General features: G+C 65.7%; 18 protein-coding genes. 9 read left to right on the plus strand and 9 right to left on the minus strand.

The window, feature by feature from the left end; translation table 11 throughout:
- The 4 genes from IE116_RS04885 to IE116_RS04900 all read left to right on the plus strand — a co-directional run bounded on the left by IE116_RS04885 (window position 1) and on the right by IE116_RS04900 (window position 4,511).
- Window positions 1-846 (plus strand): FAD binding domain-containing protein, encoded by an 846-nt coding sequence (locus tag IE116_RS04885; protein ID WP_189610285.1) that lies wholly within the window; start codon window positions 1-3, stop codon window positions 844-846.
- Window positions 831-2,138 carry a xanthine dehydrogenase family Fe-S subunit gene (locus tag IE116_RS04890; protein WP_189614447.1) on the plus strand — a complete coding sequence of 436 codons (1,308 nt, stop codon included), beginning with the start codon at window positions 831-833 and terminating at the stop codon, window positions 2,136-2,138. Before IE116_RS04885 ends, IE116_RS04890 begins: the two co-directional genes overlap by 16 nt.
- 82 nt (window positions 2,139-2,220) lie before the next feature.
- Window positions 2,221-2,856, plus strand: a complete 636-nt coding sequence (locus tag IE116_RS04895; protein ID WP_189610288.1) for a TRAP transporter small permease subunit — start codon at window positions 2,221-2,223, stop codon at window positions 2,854-2,856.
- Complete coding sequence (locus IE116_RS04900; protein ID WP_189610289.1) at window positions 2,853-4,511, plus strand: TRAP transporter large permease; 1,659 nt, start codon at window positions 2,853-2,855, stop codon at window positions 4,509-4,511. Before IE116_RS04895 ends, IE116_RS04900 begins: the two co-directional genes overlap by 4 nt.
- Window positions 4,512-4,636: 125 nt before the next feature.
- Here the strand turns inward: IE116_RS04900 and IE116_RS04905 are convergent, their stop codons facing one another.
- From IE116_RS04905 to IE116_RS04930, 6 genes are all read right to left on the minus strand, one after another.
- Window positions 4,637-5,536 (minus strand): LysR family transcriptional regulator, encoded by a 900-nt coding sequence (locus IE116_RS04905; RefSeq protein ID WP_189610291.1) that lies wholly within the window; start codon window positions 5,534-5,536, stop codon window positions 4,637-4,639.
- 6 nt (window positions 5,537-5,542) lie between these two features.
- Window positions 5,543-6,640 (minus strand): alpha/beta fold hydrolase, encoded by a 1,098-nt coding sequence (locus tag IE116_RS04910; RefSeq protein ID WP_189610293.1) that lies wholly within the window; start codon window positions 6,638-6,640, stop codon window positions 5,543-5,545.
- A gap of 175 nt (window positions 6,641-6,815) precedes the next feature.
- Window positions 6,816-9,527: a DNA internalization-related competence protein ComEC/Rec2 gene (locus IE116_RS04915; protein WP_189610295.1), complete on the minus strand. Its 2,712-nt coding sequence runs from the start codon at window positions 9,525-9,527 to the stop codon at window positions 6,816-6,818.
- Window positions 9,528-9,609: 82 nt separating this feature from the next.
- Complete coding sequence (locus IE116_RS04920) at window positions 9,610-10,419, minus strand: TatD family hydrolase (RefSeq protein ID WP_189610297.1); 810 nt, start codon at window positions 10,417-10,419, stop codon at window positions 9,610-9,612.
- Window positions 10,420-10,464: 45 nt separating this feature from the next.
- Window positions 10,465-11,262, minus strand: a complete 798-nt coding sequence (lolD, locus tag IE116_RS04925; RefSeq protein WP_189610299.1) for a lipoprotein-releasing ABC transporter ATP-binding protein LolD — start codon at window positions 11,260-11,262, stop codon at window positions 10,465-10,467.
- On the minus strand, window positions 11,255-12,523 hold the full coding sequence (locus IE116_RS04930; protein WP_189610301.1) for a lipoprotein-releasing ABC transporter permease subunit: 1,269 nt from the start codon (window positions 12,521-12,523) through the stop codon (window positions 11,255-11,257). The genes lolD and IE116_RS04930 overlap by 8 nt, the downstream gene beginning before the upstream one ends.
- A gap of 219 nt (window positions 12,524-12,742) precedes the next feature.
- Here IE116_RS04930 and IE116_RS04935 point away from each other — a divergent pair, with 219 nt between their 5' ends.
- From IE116_RS04935 to lysS, 5 genes are all read left to right on the plus strand, one after another.
- On the plus strand, window positions 12,743-13,936 hold the full coding sequence (locus IE116_RS04935; RefSeq protein WP_189610302.1) for a hypothetical protein: 1,194 nt from the start codon (window positions 12,743-12,745) through the stop codon (window positions 13,934-13,936).
- Window positions 13,915-15,639, plus strand: a complete 1,725-nt coding sequence (gene recJ, locus IE116_RS04940) for a single-stranded-DNA-specific exonuclease RecJ (protein ID WP_229828003.1) — start codon at window positions 13,915-13,917, stop codon at window positions 15,637-15,639. The genes IE116_RS04935 and recJ overlap by 22 nt, the downstream gene beginning before the upstream one ends.
- A gap of 38 nt (window positions 15,640-15,677) precedes the next feature.
- Window positions 15,678-16,782, plus strand: a protein-coding gene (prfB, locus tag IE116_RS04945; RefSeq protein WP_189610304.1) for a peptide chain release factor 2 whose coding sequence is annotated in 2 segments (ribosomal slippage) — window positions 15,678-15,758 and window positions 15,760-16,782 — 1,104 coding nt in all. Because the reading frame shifts where the segments join, the coding sequence is not laid out codon by codon here.
- A 20-nt stretch (window positions 16,783-16,802) separates the two neighbouring features.
- Window positions 16,803-17,552 carry an SDR family oxidoreductase gene (locus tag IE116_RS04950; protein ID WP_189614449.1) on the plus strand — a complete coding sequence of 250 codons (750 nt, stop codon included), beginning with the start codon at window positions 16,803-16,805 and terminating at the stop codon, window positions 17,550-17,552.
- A gap of 12 nt (window positions 17,553-17,564) precedes the next feature.
- Window positions 17,565-19,094: a lysine--tRNA ligase gene (gene lysS / locus IE116_RS04955; RefSeq protein ID WP_189610306.1), complete on the plus strand. Its 1,530-nt coding sequence runs from the start codon at window positions 17,565-17,567 to the stop codon at window positions 19,092-19,094.
- A gap of 126 nt (window positions 19,095-19,220) precedes the next feature.
- Here the strand turns inward: lysS and IE116_RS04960 are convergent, their stop codons facing one another.
- The 3 genes from IE116_RS04960 to fdx form a co-directional block, all read right to left on the minus strand.
- Complete coding sequence (locus tag IE116_RS04960; protein WP_189610307.1) at window positions 19,221-20,816, minus strand: TonB-dependent siderophore receptor; 1,596 nt, start codon at window positions 20,814-20,816, stop codon at window positions 19,221-19,223.
- Window positions 20,817-20,986: 170 nt separating this feature from the next.
- Window positions 20,987-21,178 carry a Fe-S cluster assembly protein IscX gene (iscX, locus tag IE116_RS04965; protein WP_189610309.1) on the minus strand — a complete coding sequence of 64 codons (192 nt, stop codon included), beginning with the start codon at window positions 21,176-21,178 and terminating at the stop codon, window positions 20,987-20,989.
- 1 nt (window position 21,179) lies between these two features.
- On the minus strand, window positions 21,180-21,518 hold the full coding sequence (gene fdx, locus IE116_RS04970) for an ISC system 2Fe-2S type ferredoxin (RefSeq protein ID WP_189610311.1): 339 nt from the start codon (window positions 21,516-21,518) through the stop codon (window positions 21,180-21,182).
- Window positions 21,519-21,570: the final 52 nt, after the last annotated feature.

A 21,570-nucleotide genomic window follows, 5' to 3' on the forward strand; every position in this document is an offset into this window, starting at 1 on the left:
ATGAAAGCCGCTTTATTCGATTACATCCGACCCGATGAGGTCGGCGCCGCCCTGTCGCTGCTGGCCGACAGCCCGGGCGCCAAGGCCATGGGCGGCAGCCAGTCGCTGGGCCCCATGCTCAATCTGCGTCTGGCGCGGCCCGGCGTGGTCGTTGACGTCTCGGGCATTCCCGGACTGCGCACGGTCACGAAAGACGGCGACAGCATTCGTGTCGGTGCTGCCGTGACCCATGCCGAGATCGAAGACGGCATCCACCCGCTGCTGCGCGGCACGCCGCTGCAAAAGATCGCGGCAGGCATTGCCTACCGGTCGGTGCGCAATCGCGGCACCCTGGGTGGCAGCCTGGCGCATGCCGATCCGGCTGCGGACTGGCTGGTGACGGCCGTGGCCTTTGGCGCGTCGCTCGAGATCGTATCGCCGGCGGGCACGCGCCACGTCGACGCCGATGCCTTCATGATCGGCGCGTACACGACGGTGCTGGCCGAGAACGAGCTGATCGCGGCCGTCCGCTTCCCGGTCGCATCCCCCGCCATGCGCTGGGGCTATTACAAGTACTGCCGCAAGACGGGCGAATTTGCCGAAGCCAGTTGCGCGGCCCGCTTCGACTCGTCCACCGGCATGGCGCGCATCGCGATTGGGGCCCTGTCGGGCCCGCCGCGCCTGCTGACTGGCCTGGCGGCCGCGGTGGCGCGCGAAGGGCAGACCGCCTGTACTCAGGAAGCCATTGCCGATGCAGTGGCGCAGGCCATGCCCGATCACGACTCCGTTGATCGCAAACTCCACGCGGTGGCGGTGCGCCGCTGCCTGGCGCAACTTCTTGGAGCAGAAGAATCAACATGGCGTTAGTCACCCTGGATGTGAATGGCCGCAAGGTCTCTTCCGACGTTCCTGCGCGTATGCACCTGGGCGACTTCCTGCGCGAAGAAGCCCGCCTGACCGGGACCCACCTGGGCTGCGAGCACGGCGTGTGCGGCGCGTGTACTGTCCTGATGGACGGACAACCGATCAGATCCTGCATTTCGTTTGCGTCCGCCTGTGCGGGCAAGCACATCACCACCATCGAAGGCTATGACGCCGACCCCGTCATGCGGCGCCTGCGTGAAGCCTTCACGGCGCACCATGCCTTGCAGTGCGGCTATTGCACCCCGGGCATGCTGGCCACTGCGCGAGACATCGTGCTGCGCTGTCCGGATGCCGATGATGCGCGCATTCGTATCGAATTGGCCGGCAATCTGTGCCGGTGCACGGGGTACATGGGCATCGTCGCGGCGATCCGGTCGGTGCTGGCGGATCTGATTGCCACTCCCGACGAAGAGATTTCGGCATTGCGGCGTGCCCTGCGGGGCGAGCCTGCGGGGGCCGTGGCGGCGTTGCCGGCGCCGGCTTCGGATTCGGCATCCATTGCACCCACGCCGTTCGAAGGCTTCATTGCCAAGGTGACGACGCCGATCAAGGACACGGCGGCGGTTGGCGGCTCGGGTCTGGCGTCGACGCCGTCATCGGCGGCAACGTCGGCAGCTTCTTCCGCTTCGCCTTCGTCGCCGGGCGCGTCGGCGTCCACCGCAACTGCGTCCCGCGCCAAGGGCTCGGAAATCACCGGCCAGTTCGACGTGCCTTTCCCGGCCGATCAGGTCTGGGCCTTCATGGTGGATCTGCCCGCGGTGGCCAGCTGCCTGCCTGGCGCATCCATCACCGAACACGACGGGGACCGCGTCAAGGGCAAGGTCGCGATCAAGTTCGGGCCGATGTCGGCGGCGTTCAACGGGGCGGCCCGGCTGGAACGCGACGACGCCGCAAAGACTGCGGTGTTCCGCGGCGCGGGCCAGGACACGCTCAGCCAGTCCCGTGCCAATGGCGACATCACCTACCGACTGACGGCCCTGGATGCCAGTCGCACGCGGGTCGATGTGCAATTGCTGTATTCGCTGCAAGGGCCGCTGGCGCAGTTCTCGCGTTCGGGTCTCGTCCAGGACTTCGTGCGCCGCATGATCGCGGACTTTGGCCGGAACGTGACGGCCCGCCTGCAGCGCCCGGCCGATGCGGGCACGCCTGCGCCGGTCGCCGCCTTCAGTCCCACGCGCATGTTCTTTGGCGTGCTGTGGGATCGGGTGAAGGGGATCTTCAGCCGCTCGCGTTGATCGCTGCCTACGCCGTTCCGCGGCTCGCGCCCTGCGAGCCGCGCTGCTTCACCGATCCGTCCTTGTCTTAGGAATCCGTTCCATGCGGCCCCTGCTCGCCTTTTCGCATCTGATCGATGCCATCAATCGCCGTGTCGGTGAATGGGTATCGTGGCTGGTGCTGGTGGTTGTCGTCATCAGTGCCGGCAACGCCATCATCCGCAAGTTCTTCCACATCAGTTCCAACGCCTGGCTCGAACTGCAGTGGTACCTGTTCGGCGCCAGCTTTCTGCTCGCCGCGGGTTATACGCTGCTCAATAATGATCATGTTCGGCTCGACATCCTGATGGAAAAGCTGCCGACCCGCACGCAGATCAAGATCGAGATCTTCGGCGTCATCTTCATGCTGTTTCCGATGGTCTTCCTGATCCTGCTGCCGTCATGGCCCATGTTCGTCGCGTCTTACGACACGCTGGAGCGTTCGGCCAACAGTGGCGGTCTGCTGTTGTGGCCCGCCAAGCTGCTGATTCCCGTGGGCTTCTCGTTGCTGTTCCTGGCGGGCGTCTCGCACCTGATCAAATGCATCGGCTATCTGCGGGGCGACTGCCCCGATCCGCGCAGCAAGAACTCCGAAGCGCAGGCTGAAGAGGAATACACCGAACAGGTCCGGCTCGAAGCCGAGCGGCGCACCGAAGAAGCCGCCCGCCTTGCCGCGCTCCAGCACGGAGAACGGCCATGACCGAATTCCTGATCGCCAATCTGGCGCCGATCATGTTCGCGTGCCTGATCCTGCTCCTGCTGGTCGGGTTCCCGGTGGCCTTCGCGCTGGCCGCCAACGGCGTGCTGTTCGGCCTGATCGGTATCGAACTTGGCCTGTTCACCCCCGTGCTGTTCCAGGCCTTGCCGCAACGGGTGTTCGGCATCATGACCAACGACACGCTGTTGGCCATTCCCTTCTTTACCTTCATGGGCCTCATCCTGGATCGATCCGGGATGGCCGAAGACCTCCTCGAAACCATCGGCCAGCTGTTCGGTCCAATCCGTGGCGGTCTGGCCGTGGCGGTGATTCTGGTGGGCGCGCTGCTGGGCGCCGTGACGGGCGTGGTCTCGGCTTCCGTCATCTCGATGGGCCTGATCTCATTGCCGATCATGTTGCGCTACGGCTATGACCGCAAGCTTGCCAGCGGGGTGATTGCGGCCTCCGGCACGCTCACGCAGGTCATCCCGCCGTCCATGGTCTTGATCGTGCTGGCCGACCAGCTGGGCCGATCGGTAGGCGACATGTACAGGGGAGCCATGCTGCCTGGCCTGCTTCTCACCAGCCTGTATGTGGTCTACGTGATGCTGCTCGCGATGTTCCGGCCTGGCGACGTACCTGCCCTGCCGCCCGAAGCACGGCGCTTTCGCGAAGCCAACGGCGCAAGCGGCAACCTGTCGCTGCTGGTGCTGCTCGCCATCTCGACCGCGGCTGCGCTGATCTACGCCCGCCTGGAGCTGGTCGGTCGAGCCACGGACGAAAAAATTGTGCTGTCGCTGCTGGTCGGCGGGGCATTGGCCTGGGTCCTGGCACTGCTGAACAAATGGTTCAAGCTCGGCCTGCTGTCGTCGATCGCGGAACGTGTCACCTTCGTGCTGATTCCCCCGCTGGGATTGATTTTCCTTGTGCTGGGCACGATCTTCCTGGGCATCGCCACGCCTACCGAAGGCGGCGCCATGGGCGCCGTCGGTGCGCTGCTGATGGCCTGGGGACGGCGCAGCCTGAGCCTGTCACTGCTGCGCCAATCGATGACGGTAACGACCAAGATCACCTGCTTTGTCGTGTTCATTCTGGTGGGCTCGACCGTGTTTGGCCTGACCTTCCGCGGCGTCAGCGGCGACCTGTGGGTGGAACATCTGCTGACCAACCTGCCCGGCGGCCAGATCGGCTTCCTGATCGCGGTCAACGTCATCATGTTCTTTCTGGCCTTCTTCCTGGACTTCTTTGAACTGGCCTTTATCCTGGTGCCGCTGCTGGGCCCCGTCGCCGACAAGCTGGGCATCGACCTCGTCTGGTTCGGCGTGCTGCTGGCCGTCAACATGCAGACGTCCTTCATGCATCCGCCCTTCGGCTTTGCGCTGTTCTACCTGCGGTCGGTTGCGCCGAACAAGGACTACAAGGATCGCGTCACCGGCAAGATGATCAAGAAGGTCGAAACGCGCCAGATCTATTGGGGATCCGTACCCTTCATCGCGATCCAGCTGATCATGGTCGCACTGGTCATCATGTATCCGCGCATGGTCACCCACTACAAGGACGGGCAACCCAACGTGGATCCGAACACCGTCAAGATCGACATGGGTGCGCCGATCTACGGCGACTCGCCAGGGGCGTATCCGGGCGGAACGACGCCTTGATGGAATGAGGGTGACACACTGAAAAAGGGCGCAGGTCATGACGACTGCGCCCTTTTGTATTGGTGCGTCGAGCTTGCGATGCCAGGGGCGTCCGCGATGCCAGGGGCGTTGCGATCCCGGAGGCGCTACATTCCCTCCAATGCCGCCTTCAGCGTCTGTGCAAAGCTTGACGTGGCGACCGGCAAGGCGCGGCCTGCGCGCGCGGCCATCACCAGCTTGCCGCCGGCCAGGTCGCGGTCGGCCAGCGGGATCGCGATCAGATCTCCGCGGCCAACATCGCGCGCGGTTCCGACCCGAAATTGAAAGCAAAGCGCGTTGGTGGTCAACGCAAAGAACTCGAGGGTCTCCACCGAATTGGCTTCCAACGACACCCTCAAGGACAGCCGCAGCTTGACCGCCAGCCGGTCGATCAGTCGCCGGCTGCCAAAGCTTTCGGCGCCCAAGGCAATCGGATAACGTTCGCAGTCGGCCAGCCGGATGCTGTCCTGTCCCGCCAGCGGATGATCCGGCCGCATCATCACGCACAGGGGTTGCGGCACGCTGGCAATGACCTGCAGGCCTTCGGCCGCGGGCGGATCATGCGCGACCACCAGCTCGACGTCGTCGTTCAGCAGGTCGCGCACCAGCGCCGCCGTCCCGCCTACCGTGATCCGGAACTGCACGCCCGGATGCGTGCGCTGATACGCCGCCACCGTCGCCGGCACCAGATCGTTGGCGACCGATTCCGCGCACGCGATGCGCACCGTGCCGCGCACCAGTCCTTGCAGCTGTTCGATCTGCGACGAGGCGGACTCCAGGTCCGCAATGCCGCGACGCACGGTGGCCAGCAAGACCTCGCCCGCCGCCGTCAGCCGCACACCGCGAGGCAGCCGTTCGAACAAGGGCGTGCCCACCTCGCCTTCGATCTCGAGGATCTTCCGGTTCAAGGCCGTGGACGCGACATGCAGCTGGTCGGCCGCCTTGCGGATCGATCCCGCACGCGCGACCGCGTCGAGGTACACATAATGGCGTGGCGGGTGCAGCATGATCCGTCAGCCTGCCGTACCCGTCAGGAAGTGTTCGGCGATGGCAATCTGGTCATCGGACATGAAGGTCGGCGCGTGACCCACCCCGGCGATTTCGACCAGGTGCGCGTTGGGATTGCGCCTTGCCATCTCGGCAGCGGTGGCTGCGCTGAGCAGATCGGACTGTTCCCCGCGGACAATCAGCGTCGGACACTGAATCGCGTCGAACGCCTTCCACAACATCATTTCGGCCGCCATGGCCACCGGCGGCGCCATTGGCTTGAAGGCAACGGAGATGGCGGGGTCGTAGTGCAGGCGCCAGGCAGTGGGGGTCTGATCGGACGGCGCGTCGCCCGACGCAGGGGTCGCGTCTGAAGCCGATTCGTTTGACGATTCTTTTGACGATCCGGCTGTGGATGCCGATGCCGTGCCCGATGACGTTGCGGACGTCGCCGCAGGCGTTGCTGCCGGGATGGCAGCGGTCAGGCTGGTTGGATTGCCCTGCTGCGTCCTTCCCTTTGCGGCATCCGCCGGCACCAGAATGTACTGATTCAGTTCTTGCCACGCCTCGGGCGTGTGGGGGCCGAACGCCGCCGACACGACACTCAGGTATTCCAGACCGGCTTCCTTTGACGGGAAGTCGCCGGCGCGCCCCACGTACTGCCCGATGCGCATCAAGGCATCTGGCGCGAGGCGCGGGCCTACGTCATTCAGCACCAACCGGGTGATGGGCGTACCGGCCAGACTCGCCAGGCTCATGCCGATCAACCCACCCAGCGACGTCCCGAACCAATGCACCGTGCTGCCCCGCACGGCCGCAAGCAAAGGCAGCATGTCGGACACATACTGCGGCACCACGTAATAAGCCGGATCCGCCAGCCAGTCTGACTGCCCCCGCCCCACGATGTCGGGACAGACCACGCGATAGCGCGACGACAGGCGCCGCGCCAGCCGGTCAAAGTCACGGCCGCTGCGGGTCAGGCCATGCACGCACACCAACACGGCCGAGTTGTCCGGATCGCCCCACTCCCAGTACGCCATCCGATGCAATCCGGCCGGGCTCAGGCAGGTCACATGGGCAAGACGGGGTTCTTCAAGCGCGTCCGGTGCGGCGTGATGCGTCATGCGGGTCACCTCGTGGTGGGTTGATGGGACGATTGTAGAGTGCCGGGGCGATGGGAGGCCTGGAGCTTTGGACTGGTCAGCCTCTGGGCGGTGCAGGCACGTTGCAGGGCGTGGGGGGCGCGCAAGCAGAGTTGCACGGAAGCCGGCGCAGCATTGGGGAGTCACAGCACCGCGTTCAGTCACCGTGCCAGTACCGCTGCCGCCGCTCACGCTCGCGGCTGACGGACAGCCTGCCGCCCTGCGAAGTGAAAACGACGGCTCCGTGCCTGTCCGTGCGGTGGACGGCCGCCCCGGCCGCCTGCCATCGCGCCAGAGCGGCGGGGTGCGGGTGCCGGTAGCTGTTCAGGTAGCCCGCCTGGGCAACCGCGTGCCGGGCACTGACGGCAAGTGTCCAGGGAACGCTGGAGGAATGCCTGGATCCGTGGTGCGCCATCAGCGCGACATCGGCCTGCAAGGCAGTCGCGGGGTCAACTGGGTCAACTGGGTCAGCATCGGCGCCTGGTGTGTCGCTGGCAGCCAGCACATGCCCTGCCATTTGCCCTGTGTTTTGCGCTGCCATTTGCCCTGTGTTTTGCCCTGTTCCCGTCCCTGTGCTTTGCCCTGTTCTCCGCCCCGCCCCCTGCCCTGTCCTGAACCCCACCCCCGGCGGCAAGACTTCGACCGGCCGCCTCGCGGACCGCAGGATCGCGGCTTCCTGCTCAGCGCCAATGTCCCCCGGCAGCAAAGCCGAGTGGTGCCTACCCTGGACATGCAGCACGCAGCTGTTTGCGTTGCGATCGGCCGACGCGCGCCGCGCCCCGGCCGGATCGCCAGGGTACCCGCGCGAACCTGGGGGAGCGGCGTCGGGATACAGCATGTGGAACACCACGCCATCCACCTCCCACGCCTGCCCCGCCTCACACGGACCGGTCCGCGTCGTCGCGGGCAGACCTGGCAAGGCGGGCGGCCATGACGTCTCGCCCGCAAGGTCATACGACGCGGTGATGGCGGTGATCGGCACGGCGGCCAGCAAGGACGCCAGCCCGCCGGCGTGATCCGCGTCTCCGTGCGACACCAGCAGATGGTCGATCCGCCGGATGCCACGTGAACGAAGATAGGGCCACACGACACGCTCGCCCGCGTCCGCGGTGTCACCAAAGGGCGGACCGGTATCGAATACCAGCGTCTGGGTCGCGGTCTCCAGCACCGCCGCACCGCCTTGCCCCACATCCAGCGCCGTCAGCCGCCAATCACCCGGATCAGGCCGCTCGGGCCGGTAGCACAGCACCGGCAACACGAGCGCCATACCCAACCATCGCCGAGGCAGACCCGCAGGCTGCAAGGTCCACGCGACGCCGACCAGTCCGACCGCGACCCATGGCCAGGGCGCCGCCGCGGTGCTCGCGCTGGCATACGGCAGGTCGGCCAAGGCCTGCATGGGCCACATGACGGCGGCGAACACTGCGTGCGCAGCCGCAGACATCAGATGCGCCAGACCCTCCGGCCCAGGGAGCACGGACAGGAACATGGCGGCAAGCGCCAGTGGCGTAACCAGCAGACTGACAACCGGTATCGCTATCGCGTTGGCAAAGGGTGAAACCAGCGACACCTGCTGGAACATGAGCGCAAGCAAAGGAAGCAGCCCCAGCGTCAAGGCTGCCTGCAGCCGGCCAGCGTCTCGCAACTGTTGGCCCAGCGCATGGCGCCACTGCGCCAGCCGACCCGCCACGGCGGGCACCGGTCGTCGTCGCCATCGCCCGCTGCCTGCCAGCATCAACACTGCGACGGCGCCGAACGACAGCCAGAAGCCGCCCGACACAGGCGCCCAGGGGTCGAGCGCGGTGACGGTAGCGGCTGCCAAGGCCAGCACCCGCGGGCCGCCCAACCCCAATCGGGCGATGGCCGCAATCGCCACCACCGCCAGCATGAAAAAGGTGCGTTGTGCAGGAATCCCCCAGCCGGCCACCAGGCAATAGGCCAACGCCACCAGCAAAGCGGCGCAGGCGCCCATGACCTGGGCAGGCGCCCGTTCAGCCAGCATGACGCCCCGCCACGACAACCTGGACCAGCCCAGCATGGCGAGCGCACCGCCCAAGGCCGCCATCATCGTGACATGCAGGCCGCTGATCGAGACAAGGTGCGTAATACCGGTCAGGTTGAAGGTGCGCCAGTCTTCCTTGCGAATGGCGGCCTGATCCCCCATGGCCAGCGCAAGAATGACGGCCCCATATCGTGCACCTTCAAGGCCCGGCGCCATGGCCTCGCGCAGGCGATGCCGCACCCGTTGGATCACGGTATCGAAGGTTGCCCAGGGCGCATCGCCGACGCGGGACGCCACGCCGCGCACCGTCCCGGTCGCGCGAATACCCTGTTGGAAGAGGTGGGCTTCATAGTCGAAGCCGTGCGGGTTCATGAGTCCATGGGGGCGCTTGAGCGCGAGCCGCCCCGTCCAGACCTCGCCAGGCACTACTGCTTGCCCTGGCTGCCGTGGCCCTGCGAATCTGCCTGCGGCCGGCTGGAACACCATCGCCCGCGTGGGGACGCCCGATGGCGGGTCGATCAGATCAGCCTCGTACCGCTGGCCATGCTCGGTCCGGGTCGCCAATCCCGCGACGCGCCACGTCAGGGTCATCGCCTGATTCTCGACCGACGTATCCAGTGCATCCCGCATGCGAAAGTCGGCGCGCACCATCGTCGTGGCGCCGCCCAGGCACAACGCCAGGGCCGGCCAGACGACCCATCCGACCCAGGGTTTGCGTGCCCGCAGGTCTGCCGCCTGCCACACCCCTGCGCCCGCAAGCATCACACCCAACACGCCGAGGCCCCCTAGCAGCACATGCGGCAGCGCCGGCAACCCGTGCACGAGTGCCGACCCCACCACGAATGCCCATGCCGCCCATCGCCCCATGACCGCCCCACCCCTGCTCTGCCGCGCCGACATGGCACGGGAGAACCCATGCTACCGACCACGGGCGATCAAAGGAGGCGGATCAGGACAGTTTTATCCCTGCCAATCTTGGCAGGACACGAAGCGCGTTGGCGCCGGTAACCTCGATGACGTCTTCGACCGGAATACCGCGCAACTCGGCCAGCGCACGCGCCACGCCTTCGACCTGACCCGGTGTGTTGCGGCGATCGTTTTCGGGCAGCCAGGCGGGCGGGATGTCGGGCGCGTCGGTTTCGAGTACGTAGTGCTCCAGCGCGAAGTCGGTGCACAGCCGGCGGATGTTGAGCGCGCGCGTCCAGGTCATCGCGCCGCCGACACCCAGTGCAAAGCCCATGTCGATGAACGCACGTGCCTGTTGTTCGCTGCCATTGAAGGCATGGCCGATGCCCCCGCGAACCGGGATGCGCCGTAAATATTTAAGGAGAATGTCTTGCGATCGACGCACATGCAGCAGGACCGGCAGATCAAATTCGGCAGCCAGCTTCAGTTGCGCGGCATAGAAGCGTTCCTGCTTCTCGCGTTCGGCGCCCTGCGAGATCTCGGGAATGAAAAAGTCGAGTCCGATTTCGCCGACGGCGACAAAGCGTGGGTCGGGCAAGGCGGCGATGATGGCCGCCCGCAAGGCATCCAGGTCGCTGTCCTCGGCATGCCGCACAAAGATGGGGTGGATGCCGAGCGCGTAGGTGCCGCCCTCGAATCGGTGCGCCAGGTCGCGCACGGTGTCGAAGTTCGACCGCGCGATGGCGGGAATGACGATGGCACGCACGCCCCGCGCGGCGGCCCGGGCGGCCACGTCGAGGCGGTCGGCGTCGAACTCCGACGCATCCAGATGGCAGTGGGTGTCAATCAGCATACGTCACAGCATAAAGCAGCGGGATCACCTAGCGTCCCGACCGCCTCACACCGCCGCGATCTCTGCGGGCAGCAAAACCCCGTCCGCCATTTTCAGTTGCCGGTCCGCGCGCGCCGCCAGCTCCGAATCGTGGGTCACGATCACAAAGGCCATGCCCAGTTCCTGGTTCAGGCGGCGCAGCAGGGCAAAGATGTCCCGCGCCGTATGCCGATCCAGGTTGCCCGTCGGTTCGTCGGCCAGCACGCACACGGGCCGCGTGACCAAGGCGCGCGCCAACGCGACACGCTGACGCTCGCCCCCCGACAACTGACCCGGGTGATGCGTCGCACGCGCCGCCAGGCCGACCTGCTGCAGCATGTCGGCGGCCTGCTCGCGGGCGTCGGCCCGGCTCATGCGCCGAATGATCAGCGGCATCGCCACGTTGTCCAGCGCCGAAAACTCGGCCAGCAGGTGGTGGAACTGGTAGACGAAGCCCAGCTTCTCGTTGCGCACCTGACTGCGCTGCTTTTCGGAAAAATTGGCGGCCGCCTGACCATCCACCGTGACGGTGCCTGCCGTGGGCTGATCGAGCAGGCCCAGCAAATGCAGCAAGGTGCTCTTGCCCGAGCCCGATGCGCCGATCAGTGCCAGCATTTCGGACTGGTGCACGGCCAGGTCGACGCCGCCCAGCACCTGCACGCGGTTCTCGCCTTCGGTATAGATCTTGGTCAGCCCGCGGCCTTCCAGCACCACCCGGCCGGGCGCAACCCGTGTCGGCGCAATACCCTGCGCAACCCCACCCTGCGTGACCCCACCCTGCGTGACCCCACCCGGCGCAGCTTTGCCCGGAACCTGTTCAATCATGACGCAACACCTCCGCCGGCTGCAGCCGCGAGGCGCGCCAGCTGGGATACAACGTGGCCAGGAAAGACAGCACCAGCGACGTCACACCAATGGAAACGATATCCGCCATCCGGGGATCGGACGGCAGTTCGGTAATCAGATAAATGTCCTTGGGCAGGAACTGCATGCCCAGCAGACGCTCGATGAAAGGCACGATGACGTCGATATTGAAGGCGACCAGCATGCCGCTGCCCACGCCCAGGATCGTTCCGATCACACCGATCAGCGCGCCCTGCACCACGAACACGCGAGCGACCTCGCCGGGCGATGCGCCCAAAGTCCGCATGATCGCGATATCGGACTGTTTGTCGTTGACCGCCATGACCAGCGACGACAGCAGGTTGAAGGCCGCGACCGCAACGATCAGCGTCAGGATCAGGAACATCATCCGCTTTTCGGTTTGCACGGCGGCAAACCAGGTGCGGTTGTTCTTCGACCAATCGCTGGCCACGATGCCCGCAGGAAGCAACGACGCCAGTTGCGCCGCCACTTGCGGGGCTTCCTGCATGTCCTTAATGCGCAGCCGCACACCGCCCGTGCCGGTTTCGCGGAACAGGCGCGCGGCGTCATCGACGTTGACGAACGCCAGGCTGGAGTCATATTCATAGTGGCCGGCTTCGAACACGCCCACCACGGTGAACTGGCGCATGCGCGGCGTGAACCCGGCCGGCGTGACCGACCCTTGCGGGGCCAGCATCAATACCGGGTCACCCAGCCTGACGTCGAGCGCACTGGCCAGGGTCCGGCCCAGCACCACCCCGAAGCTGCCGGGCTGCAGCGCATCAAGCGACCCCTGTTTCATGCTGCCGACCAGGTCGGACACATTGCGCTCGGTTGCCGGGTCGACGCCGCGCACCTGCACGCCGCGCAGCGTCTGATCCCGCGCGATCATGGCCTGGGCCGACACGTAGGGCGCACCGGCCACGACCTCGGGGTTCTTTTTGGCCAGCTCGGTCAAGCTGCGCCAATCGGCCAGGGCCGTCCCGCGCTCACCGCTGCTCGAAAACAGTTCGATGTGCGGCAGCACCGACAGCATGCGATCGCGCACTTCTTTCTGGAAGCCGTTCATGACGGACAGCACGATGATCAGCGCCGCCACGCCCAGCGCGATGCCTGCCATCGAACTGCCGGCAATGAAGGAAATGAAGCGGTCGCGACGCCGCCCGCGGCCGGCGCGTGTATAACGCCAGCCGACCCAGAGTTCGTAGGGAATATTGAGCACGCGCGTATTATGTCAGATGCCCGCGGCTGGCTCATCGGCCGCCCGTGTCCAGTCGTCACAGACCGTTGTCAAAGACCGTTCCCGGTACAAGACGGTCGGCCCGACGGCGGATACGGCCGCGTCGCTGACCGCACCTGAAGCAGGTTGTCGTCGTCCCTTCGTGGACCGCGTCGGGACCCGACAGACGCCTTCCCACCCCGACCCCCTTACAATAGCGCCGTGCCTGCCTCCCCTTCCCTCGTCCTTGTCGTGCCCGGCGCCTTGCCGCCCGGCCCGATCGCTTCCGAACTCGCCAAGCAACTGTCGGCCACGCCTTCGCCCGCCCCCACGCTGTTGAAGTGGCTGCGGACGGCGCCTGCAACAGTCGGCGAGCCGCCCGTTGCCGATCCCAAAGCCACACCGTCCGAAGCCTGGTGGCTGCATCGTGCCGGTTTCCAGCCGCCGGCTGGTCCGGCGGAGCGCGCCAACACAGCACCATCGACAGGCAAGACGGACCAACGCCCGAGCCCGGACCAGGCCGGCGCAGCCGAGGCACCTGGCGCGCCCACCCCACCCACTGCGCCACTCGGTTCCGGCCTGGCCGCCCTTCTGGCCCCGGACGCGCAGGGCGACGCCCCCATCTGGATTGCCGACCTGGCGCACATCCAGGTCGGGCGCGACGGCCTTGTCTTGACCGACACGAATTCGCTGGACATCACTGCGGAGGAGTCCCGCGCACTGCTCGCCACCGTCCAGCCCTTGTTCGAGACCGACGGCTTTACCGTCACCTATCTGAACCCGCGCCGCTGGCAGGTGACCCTGCCCGATGGCCTGACGCCCTATGCGGCGACGCCATCGGCCGTCATGGGCGGCGACCTGAACGACTACTGGCCCAAGGGGCTGCCGGCGCGACCCTGGCGGCGTCTGGCCAACGACATCCAGATGAGCTGGCACGAACACCCGGTCAACGAGGCCCGTGAAGAACGGGGCGAACCTGCCGTGAATGGCCTGTGGCTGCATGGCGGTGCGCCCGCGTGGACGCCTGGCTGGCGCGGCACGCCGCCGCGCCACCTGATCGGCGATCCGCCCTGGCTGCAAGGCCTGGCCGAACGCGCGAAGATTGCCTGGAGCGGCAGCAGCACCCCCGCCTCGCAGGTGCGGACCGATACGGCTGTCCTGCTTGACGCGCTGGAATTGCCCTGTCGCGCGCAGGCCTGGGGCGACTGGCTGGCGGCGCTGACGCGCCTTGACACGGACTGGTTCGCCCCGCTCGATGCCGCCTTGCTCGATGGTGATCTATCGGCGATCGACCTTGTATTTCCGGATCGCGAGCGCACTGTCACCCTACGTCTGACGGCGCGCGCGAAAGCGCTGCGCTGGCTTCCTCAACCCAAACAAGACTGGACCCGCTGGTGGCTGCACCCCGAATCCTGACGCGTCGCGTCGACAGCGGTATCGCGCAACGCCTGGAACGCTCGGGCATCCATCCGCTGCTGGCCCGTTTGTGGGCCGCGCGGGGCGTGGCAGAACCTGCTGAAACCCGTGGCGAATGGACGTCCATGCTGGCGCCGCACGGCTTGACGCACGCGTCTCGCGCCGCGGAATTGCTGGCCGACGCCATCCGTGACCGCAAGCGCCTGCTGATCGTCGCCGACTACGATTGTGACGGCGCGACCGCGTGCGCGGTGGGCATCCGCGGCCTGCGCAGCATGGGCGCGGATGTCGATTTCCTGGTGCCGAACCGCTTCGAAACCGGCTACGGCCTGTCGCCTGCCGTGGTCGATCTGGCGGTGAAGCATCCCAGGATGGGCAAGCCGGACATCATCGTCACGGTCGACAACGGCATCGCGAGCATCGACGGCGTGGCCGCGGCCAAGGCGGTCGGCATCGACGTGATCGTCACCGATCACCACTTGCCGGGCGACGTGCTGCCGGACGCCCTGGCCATCGTCAACCCGAACCAGCCGGGCTGCGGCTTCCCGTCCAAGAACCTGGCGGGGGTCGGCGTCATCTTCTATCTGATGCTGGCCTTGCGGGCCGAGCTGCGCAAGCGCGGCGTCTACCCGGCCGACGGCGGCCCGCGCCTGAACACCCTGGTCGACCTGGTTGCCCTGGGCACCGTCGCCGACGTGGTCAAGCTCGATGCCAATAACCGCCTGCTGGTTGCACAAGGTTTGCAGCGGATCCGCAAGGGCCTGATGCAGCCTGGCGTGCAAGCGCTGTTCGTCGTGGCGTCGCGGGCGCCGCGCGAGGCCAGTACCTTCGACATGGGCTTTGCGCTGGGCCCGCGGATCAACGCAGCCGGCCGCCTGGCGGACATGAGCCTGGGCATCCGCTGCCTGATCACCGATGACGAAGACGAGGCCCTGCAACTGGCGCGCCAGCTGGACACCATCAACCGCGAACGCCGCGATATCGAGGCCACCATGCGCGACCAGGCGCTGCTGGCGGTGGAAAGCCTGACCGCGTCGATGAACGCGAGCGTGTGCGTGTTCGACGCCGGCTGGCACCAGGGCGTGGTCGGCCTGGTCGCGTCGAAACTGAAAGACAAATTCTGGTGTCCGACGATTGCATTCGCGCCGGCCGGTGACGGCGAATTGCGCGGCTCGGGCCGCTCGGTGCCCGACGTGCACCTGCGCGACGTGCTGGACCTCGTGTCCAAGCGCTATCCGCAACTGATCCGCAAGTTTGGCGGTCACGCGATGGCCGCCGGCCTGACGCTGCACGAGTCGGATTTTCCGGTGTTTGCCTCGGCCTTCGACGCAGCCGTGCGTGAACTGAGCGGCCGCAGCCAGTTCGAACCGGCGCTGGAAACGGACGGCTCGCTCGATACCTGTTATGCCAACACCGAAATGGCCACGCTGCTGGACCAGCAGGTGTGGGGCTCAGGCTTTCCGGCCCCGGTGTTCGTGGACACCTTCACGGTACGCAACCAGCGCATCGTGGGCGAAAAGCATTTGAAGCTGGCCCTGGAACGCGGCAGCCAGCGCTTCGATGGCATCTGGTTCGGACGGGCCGATTCGCTCCCGGCGGCGGTCGATGTGGCCTACCGCCTGGGACTCAACAACTGGAACGGCATGGTGGCAGTGCAACTGCTTGTCGAACATGCCGAGCCCGCGCGGCGCAACGAGCGCTAAAATGCGAAGTTACGCCGAAATAATTGCATAGGAAGACCATGGAAGCAGAACGCCTGAACCAGCTCGAAGCTCGACTGCAGGACCTGAGTGCGCGCACTCAGGATCTTCGGAGGTATCTTTGACTACGATGTCAAAGATGAACGCCTGCACGTTGTAAACGCTGAACTGGAAAGCGCGGAAGTCTGGAACGACCCCAAGCACGCCCAGGAACTGGGCCGCGAAAAGAAGTCCCTCGAAACCATCGTTGACACGATTCGTGAACTGACAACCGGCCTGGCCGACGCCAGCGAACTGTTCGAGATGGCCCGCGGCGATGACGACTTCGACACGCTGGCGTCGGTCGAGTCCGACACCGCTGCGCTGCAAGCCAAGGTGGAAGGGCTTGAATTCCGCCGCATGTTCAACAATCCGGCCGATCCGCTCAACTGCTTCGTCGACATCCAGTCAGGCGCCGGCGGCACCGAAGCGCAGGACTGGGCGTCCATCCTGCTGCGCCAGTACCTCAAGTACGCCGAGCGCAAGGGCTTCAAGACCGAGGTCATGGAAGAGTCCGAAGGCGAAGTCGCCGGGATCAAGTCCGCCACCATCAAGATGGAAGGCGAGTACGCGTTCGGCTACCTGCGCACCGAAACCGGCGTGCACCGCCTGGTCCGCAAGAGCCCCTTCGACTCGTCGGGCGGCCGCCACACGTCGTTCGCCAGCGTATTCGTGTATCCGGAAATCGACGATTCCTTCGAGATCGAAGTGAATCCGGCTGACCTGCGTGTCGATACCTTCCGTGCCTCGGGCGCGGGCGGTCAGCACATCAACAAGACCGACTCGGCGGTGCGGATGACGCATATCCCCACCGGCATCGTCGTGCAGTGCCAGAGCGACCGGTCGCAACACCGCAACCGCGCCGAAGCCATGCAGATGTTGAAGTCGCGCCTGTTCGAACTCGAAATGCGCAAGCGCATGGCCGAGCAGCAGAAGCTCGAAGATTCCAAGACCGACGTGGGTTGGGGTCACCAGATCCGTTCGTATGTGCTGGACCAGAGCCGGATCAAGGACCTGCGCACGAACGTCGAAATCTCGAACACGCAGAAGGTGCTCGACGGGGATCTGGATCCTTTCATCCAGGCCAGCCTGAAGCACGGCGTGTGAGGACCGCGAACTACGGTGCCATGGGCGGCACCTTCGTCATCCTGACCGGCGCCTCGCGGGGCCTTGGCGCCGCGCTGGCGCTGGCCCTGTGCCGCCCCGGCACCCACCTTGCCACGCTCTCGCGCCACAAGCACACCAAGCTCGACGCGCATGCGGCGACCCGCGGCACCGTGGTCCAGCAGCATCCGGCCGACCTGACCGATGCCGGCGAGACCACCCGCGTCATTGACCGGCTGTTTGCCACAATGCCGCGTCATGCCGACCGTTACTGCCTGATCAACAACGCCGGCACGGTCGATCCGATCGGTCCGTCGGGCACCCTGCGCCCGGACGATATCACCCAGGCGCTGGCGCTCAATGTGGCGGCGCCCATGCTGCTGACGTCGCGCTTCATTGCCGCGACCGCCGGCTGGGGCGCCGACCGCCGTGTGCTGAACATTTCGTCGGGCGCCGGCCGCAAGCCGATGGCCGGCTGGAGTGTCTACTGTTCGACCAAGGCCGCCATCGACATGTACACACGCAGCGTCAAGCTCGAACAGGGCGACGCTGGCGTGCGCATCGTGTCACTGGCGCCTGGCGTGATCGACACCCCCATGCAGGCGCGAATCCGCGACAGCCAGCCCGAGGCTTTCCCCGCGCTCGACACTTTCAAGGCGATGCATGCCACTGGCCAGTTGTCGTCGCCCGACGACGTGGCCGCCCGCATCGTCGCCTACCTGGAACGCGACGACTTCGGCCAGACCGAGATCGACGACATCCGCAATTACTGACTCAAGCCCACCATGACCGATACCCGGCCAACCGCCCCCGAGCCCGTCCCCCAGGACGAAAACCAGATCGTCGCGGAACGGCGCGCCAAGCTCGCGCGCCTGCGTGAAGCGGGCCCCGCCTTCCCGAACGACTTCGTTCCTGCCGACCGTGCCGCGCCGCTGCACGCTGCCTATGACGACAAGGACAAGGAAGCGCTGGAAGCGCTTGCCGTGACCGCCAGCGTTGCCGGCCGCCTGATGCTCAAGCGCGTCATGGGCAAGGCCAGCTTCATCACGCTGCAGGACGCCACCGGCCGCATCCAGATCTACCTGAGCAAGGAAAGCGTCGGCCCCGAGGTCTATGACGCCTTCAAACACTGGGATATTGGCGACATCGTGGCCGTGCGCGGCAACGTCTTCAAGACAAACAAGGGCGAGCTGTCGATCCACGCCGTCGAACTGCGCCTGCTGACCAAGTCGCTGCGCCCGCTGCCGGACAAGTTCCACGGCATCGCCGACCAGGAAATGCGCTATCGCCAGCGTTATGTCGACCTGATCATGACCGAGTCCACCCGCGCGACCTTCATCGGCCGCAGCAAGGTCGTGGCCTCGATTCGCAAGTACATGATCGATACCGGCTTTCTGGAAGTCGAAACGCCCATGCTGCACGCCATTCCTGGCGGCGCATCGGCCAAGCCCTTCACCACGCATCACAATGCGCTGGACATGGAAATGTTCTTGCGCATCGCGCCCGAGCTGTACCTGAAGCGGCTGATCGTGGGTGGTTTCGAGCGCGTGTTCGAACTGAACCGCAACTTCCGCAACGAAGGCGTCAGCCCGCGGCATAACCCTGAATTCACGATGATGGAGTTCTACGCGGCCTACGGAAACTACACGTGGCTGATGGACTTTACCGAAGGCCTGCTGCGGCAGGTCGCCATCGACGTGACCGGCAGTGCGACCCTGATGTACCAGGGCCGCGAGATCGACCTGGCCCAGCCCTTCGATCGCCTGACGATCACCGGCGCGATCCAGAAGTACGCCGAAGGTTATACCGACGAACAGCTGGCCGACGAAGCCTTCCTGCGCGCCGAACTGAAAAAGCTGGGTGCCCATGTCGAAGGCCCGCAGCTGGCCCGTGCCGGCATTGGCGCGCTGCAACTGGCGCTGTTCGAGGAAACCGCCGAATCCAAGCTGTGGAGCCCGACCTACATCATCGACTATCCGGTCGAAGTTTCGCCGCTGGCACGCGGATCGGACGACCGCCCGGGCGTCACGGAACGCTTCGAGCTGTTCATGATGGGCCGCGAGATCGGCAATGGCTTTTCGGAGCTGAACGACGCCGAAGACCAGGCCGATCGTTTCCGCAAGCAAGTCGAAGCCAAGGATGCGGGTGACGAAGAAGCCATGTACTTCGACGCTGACTATATCCGCGCCCTGGAATACGGCATGCCCCCCACCGCAGGCTGCGGCATTGGCATCGACCGCCTGGTCATGCTGATCACCGACAGCGCCAGCATCCGCGACGTGATCCTCTTCCCGCACATGCGCCGCGAAGACTGACGGCCGTCATGCCGGACGGCGGCAGGTGACTGCCGCCCATGGACGCGCAAAACAAAAGGGGTGTCAGCGTTTGCAGGCTGACACCCCCTTTGTCATGGCATAGCTATCGTTGCGAACGCCCCCCGTTCACGGCCACGGCATCTGGTAATTCACGATGGCCGACACCGACCGCCCCGCCCCCACCGAACAACTGTCGGTGTAGCAGTAGGCCACGTACCCCTTGTCCAGCAGGTTGCTGGCGCTGGCCCGGAACTGCAGGCCCTTCAGCTCGGAATACAGCCGCCCGAAGTCGTAGTTCACCCCCGCATCGACCAGCATGTACGACGGCGCGATGTCGCTCGATCCACCCGCGTAGCCGTAGCTGGCGCCCGTGTGCCCTACCCGGCCGTCCATGGACAGGCCCGCAAAGCTGCCGCGTTCCACGGCATATTTCGCCCGCACCGACACCTGCTGCTCGCTCACCGTCGGAAAACGGTTGGCCAGCATGCTGCGGTACGCGTCGTCGGACGTGTTCATGACGGACGAATTGGTGACCATGTAGGCCGCCACCACGCGCAAGTTCGGCAAGGGTTGCAGCTTGCTTTCGACGGCGGCGCCGCGCACCCGCAATTCTGCCCACGCCTGGCAGCCGGCCAGACCACACCCCCCGCCTGTGTCGGTGGTCTGGGAGTTGTTCTGGATCTGATTGAAGGCCGACAGCGTCGTCACCTTCCCAAAGATGTCCGGCACATACCGAACGCCGGTTTCATACTGCTGGCTGGCGGTGGACGTGAACTCGCTGCCACCGACTGGCGCATAGGTGTTCGAGTAGTTCATGTACGGCGCCAGGCCGTTGTCGAACTGGTACTTCAGGCCGATACGACCGCTGACGGTCTCGTTATTCAGCAGCGTGGCGTCGGACGTGTTCGCGCCCAGATCGATGGTCCGGTTGGTCAGTTGATCGCGGCGGCCCACCAGCGACATGGTCCATTTGTCCAACGTGACCTGGTCCTGCACGAACAATCCCAGCTGGCGCTTTTCGGCATAGGCCTGGGCCACGGCGCGCGGGCCGCCCACCGCAGCGCCGTAGGCCGGGTCGAAGATATCCAATGAAGGCGCGAGCGCCACACGGGTCTCGTAGATGTCGCGCGCCTTCAGGTAGTCGAAGCCGAATTTGAATTGATGCTGCAGGCGGACGGTCGTGAACTTCCCCATCGCATGCGTGCCAAGGTTGAAAGTTCCAAGACCGGGCAACAGGCCGTCGTCGGACGCACGCAAGGATTCGGGCGTCAGGCCATTGCCCTGCTCGGTGCTCGGGCGGCCGTATCTGAGCGACTGCTTGATCGACCAGGTGTCGTCCAGCTTCTGTTCGAACTCGAAATCGGACTTGCGCACGTTCGCCGGGCGGCCGTAACGCTGGCTGCCCCAGGCGTCGGCCATGCCCCCGTCGGCATCCGGATTCCACTGGGGCGCAGCCGTGACGGGCGAGTCCACACCGGGTTCGGTCACGGGAAAAGCCACCGCGGCAGAGGTCGCATCGCGCGTCGCGGCGTCACGCGCAGCGGCGGCGTAGTCAGGCGGCGTGGCCGCTGTGCTGGTGGCGTAGTAGACCTTGCCCGGCGCACTGGCCTGGCCCGGGCTGGGCGCTTGCGTATGGGCTGTGGCCTGCAAAGAACCGGCTGGCGGATCTTCCTTGAGCGAGATCGCCGGCGCGCAGCCGGCCAGGGCCAGGGTCAGGAACAAGGCTGAAGCCGGCGCGATGGCACCTGGGCCCCCTGCGGCTCCGGGGCGTCGGAGTCGTCTATCCCGCAATCTGAAAGTCATGGCGCTCCCCACGCGTGTTGACGGTGGACAAGCAGCCCACGCAGTTGAAGCTCAATGACGCTCCCCCGGCGTGTTGTGACGGGAAAGCGCTAGATCTCGTCGATCCAGGCCATCTGGATCGCTTCAAGAATGCCTTCATTGGACCGGGTGGGATCATCGGCAAAACCCGGAAGTTCCGTGACCCAGCGATGAAGATCGGTAAATCGCACGAACTGCGGCTCGACATCGGGATGCTGCTCGACCAACGCCGCCGCAATCTCGTAAGTATCGGACCAGCGCATGTCAGTGGCTTTCGCTCGCGTGGTTGATCGTGTACTTCGGGATCTCGATGGTGAGATCGGCGTCCTGCACGACCGCCTGGCACGACAGGCGTGAGGTGGACGTCAGGCCCCACGCCTTGTCGAGCATGTCTTCTTCGCTGTCGGTGGCCTCGGGCAAGGAAGAAAACCCTTCCTTCACGATCACGTGGCAGGTGGTGCAGGCGCAGGAAAGCTCACAGGCGTGCTCGAGCTCGATATGGTTGTCGAGAAGCAGGCGGCAGATCGAGACGCCCTGGGGCGCCTCAAGGACAGCGCCCTGTGGGCAGAGCTGGGGATGCGGAAGCACCGTTAACTTGGGCATGATCAAAAAACCTGAAATGGGCAAATCACGTGTGGCCGCGTCGCCCGAAGGG

The sequence above is a fragment of the Pigmentiphaga litoralis genome, assembly GCF_014651835.1.
GTDB lineage: Bacteria > Pseudomonadota > Gammaproteobacteria > Burkholderiales > Burkholderiaceae_B > Pigmentiphaga > Pigmentiphaga litoralis.

Coding starts and splice junctions, on each gene's coding strand:
- IE116_RS04885 (WP_189610285.1), top strand. CDS start 1: ATGAAAGCCGCTTTATTCGATTACATCCGACCCGATGAGGTCGGCGCC.
- IE116_RS04895 (WP_189610288.1), top strand. CDS start 2,221: ATGCGGCCCCTGCTCGCCTTTTCGCATCTGATCGATGCCATCAATCGC.
- IE116_RS04900 (WP_189610289.1), top strand. CDS start 2,853: ATGACCGAATTCCTGATCGCCAATCTGGCGCCGATCATGTTCGCGTGC.
- IE116_RS04905 (WP_189610291.1), bottom strand. CDS start 5,536: ATGCTGCACCCGCCACGCCATTATGTGTACCTCGACGCGGTCGCGCGT.
- IE116_RS04910 (WP_189610293.1), bottom strand. CDS start 6,640: ATGACGCATCACGCCGCACCGGACGCGCTTGAAGAACCCCGTCTTGCC.
- IE116_RS04915 (WP_189610295.1), bottom strand. CDS start 9,527: ATGGGGCGATGGGCGGCATGGGCATTCGTGGTGGGGTCGGCACTCGTG.
- IE116_RS04920 (WP_189610297.1), bottom strand. CDS start 10,419: ATGCTGATTGACACCCACTGCCATCTGGATGCGTCGGAGTTCGACGCC.
- lolD (WP_189610299.1), bottom strand. CDS start 11,262: ATGATTGAACAGGTTCCGGGCAAAGCTGCGCCGGGTGGGGTCACGCAG.
- IE116_RS04950 (WP_189614449.1), top strand. CDS start 16,803: ATGGGCGGCACCTTCGTCATCCTGACCGGCGCCTCGCGGGGCCTTGGC.
- lysS (WP_189610306.1), top strand. CDS start 17,565: ATGACCGATACCCGGCCAACCGCCCCCGAGCCCGTCCCCCAGGACGAA.
- iscX (WP_189610309.1), bottom strand. CDS start 21,178: ATGCGCTGGTCCGATACTTACGAGATTGCGGCGGCGTTGGTCGAGCAG.
- fdx (WP_189610311.1), bottom strand. CDS start 21,518: ATGCCCAAGTTAACGGTGCTTCCGCATCCCCAGCTCTGCCCACAGGGC.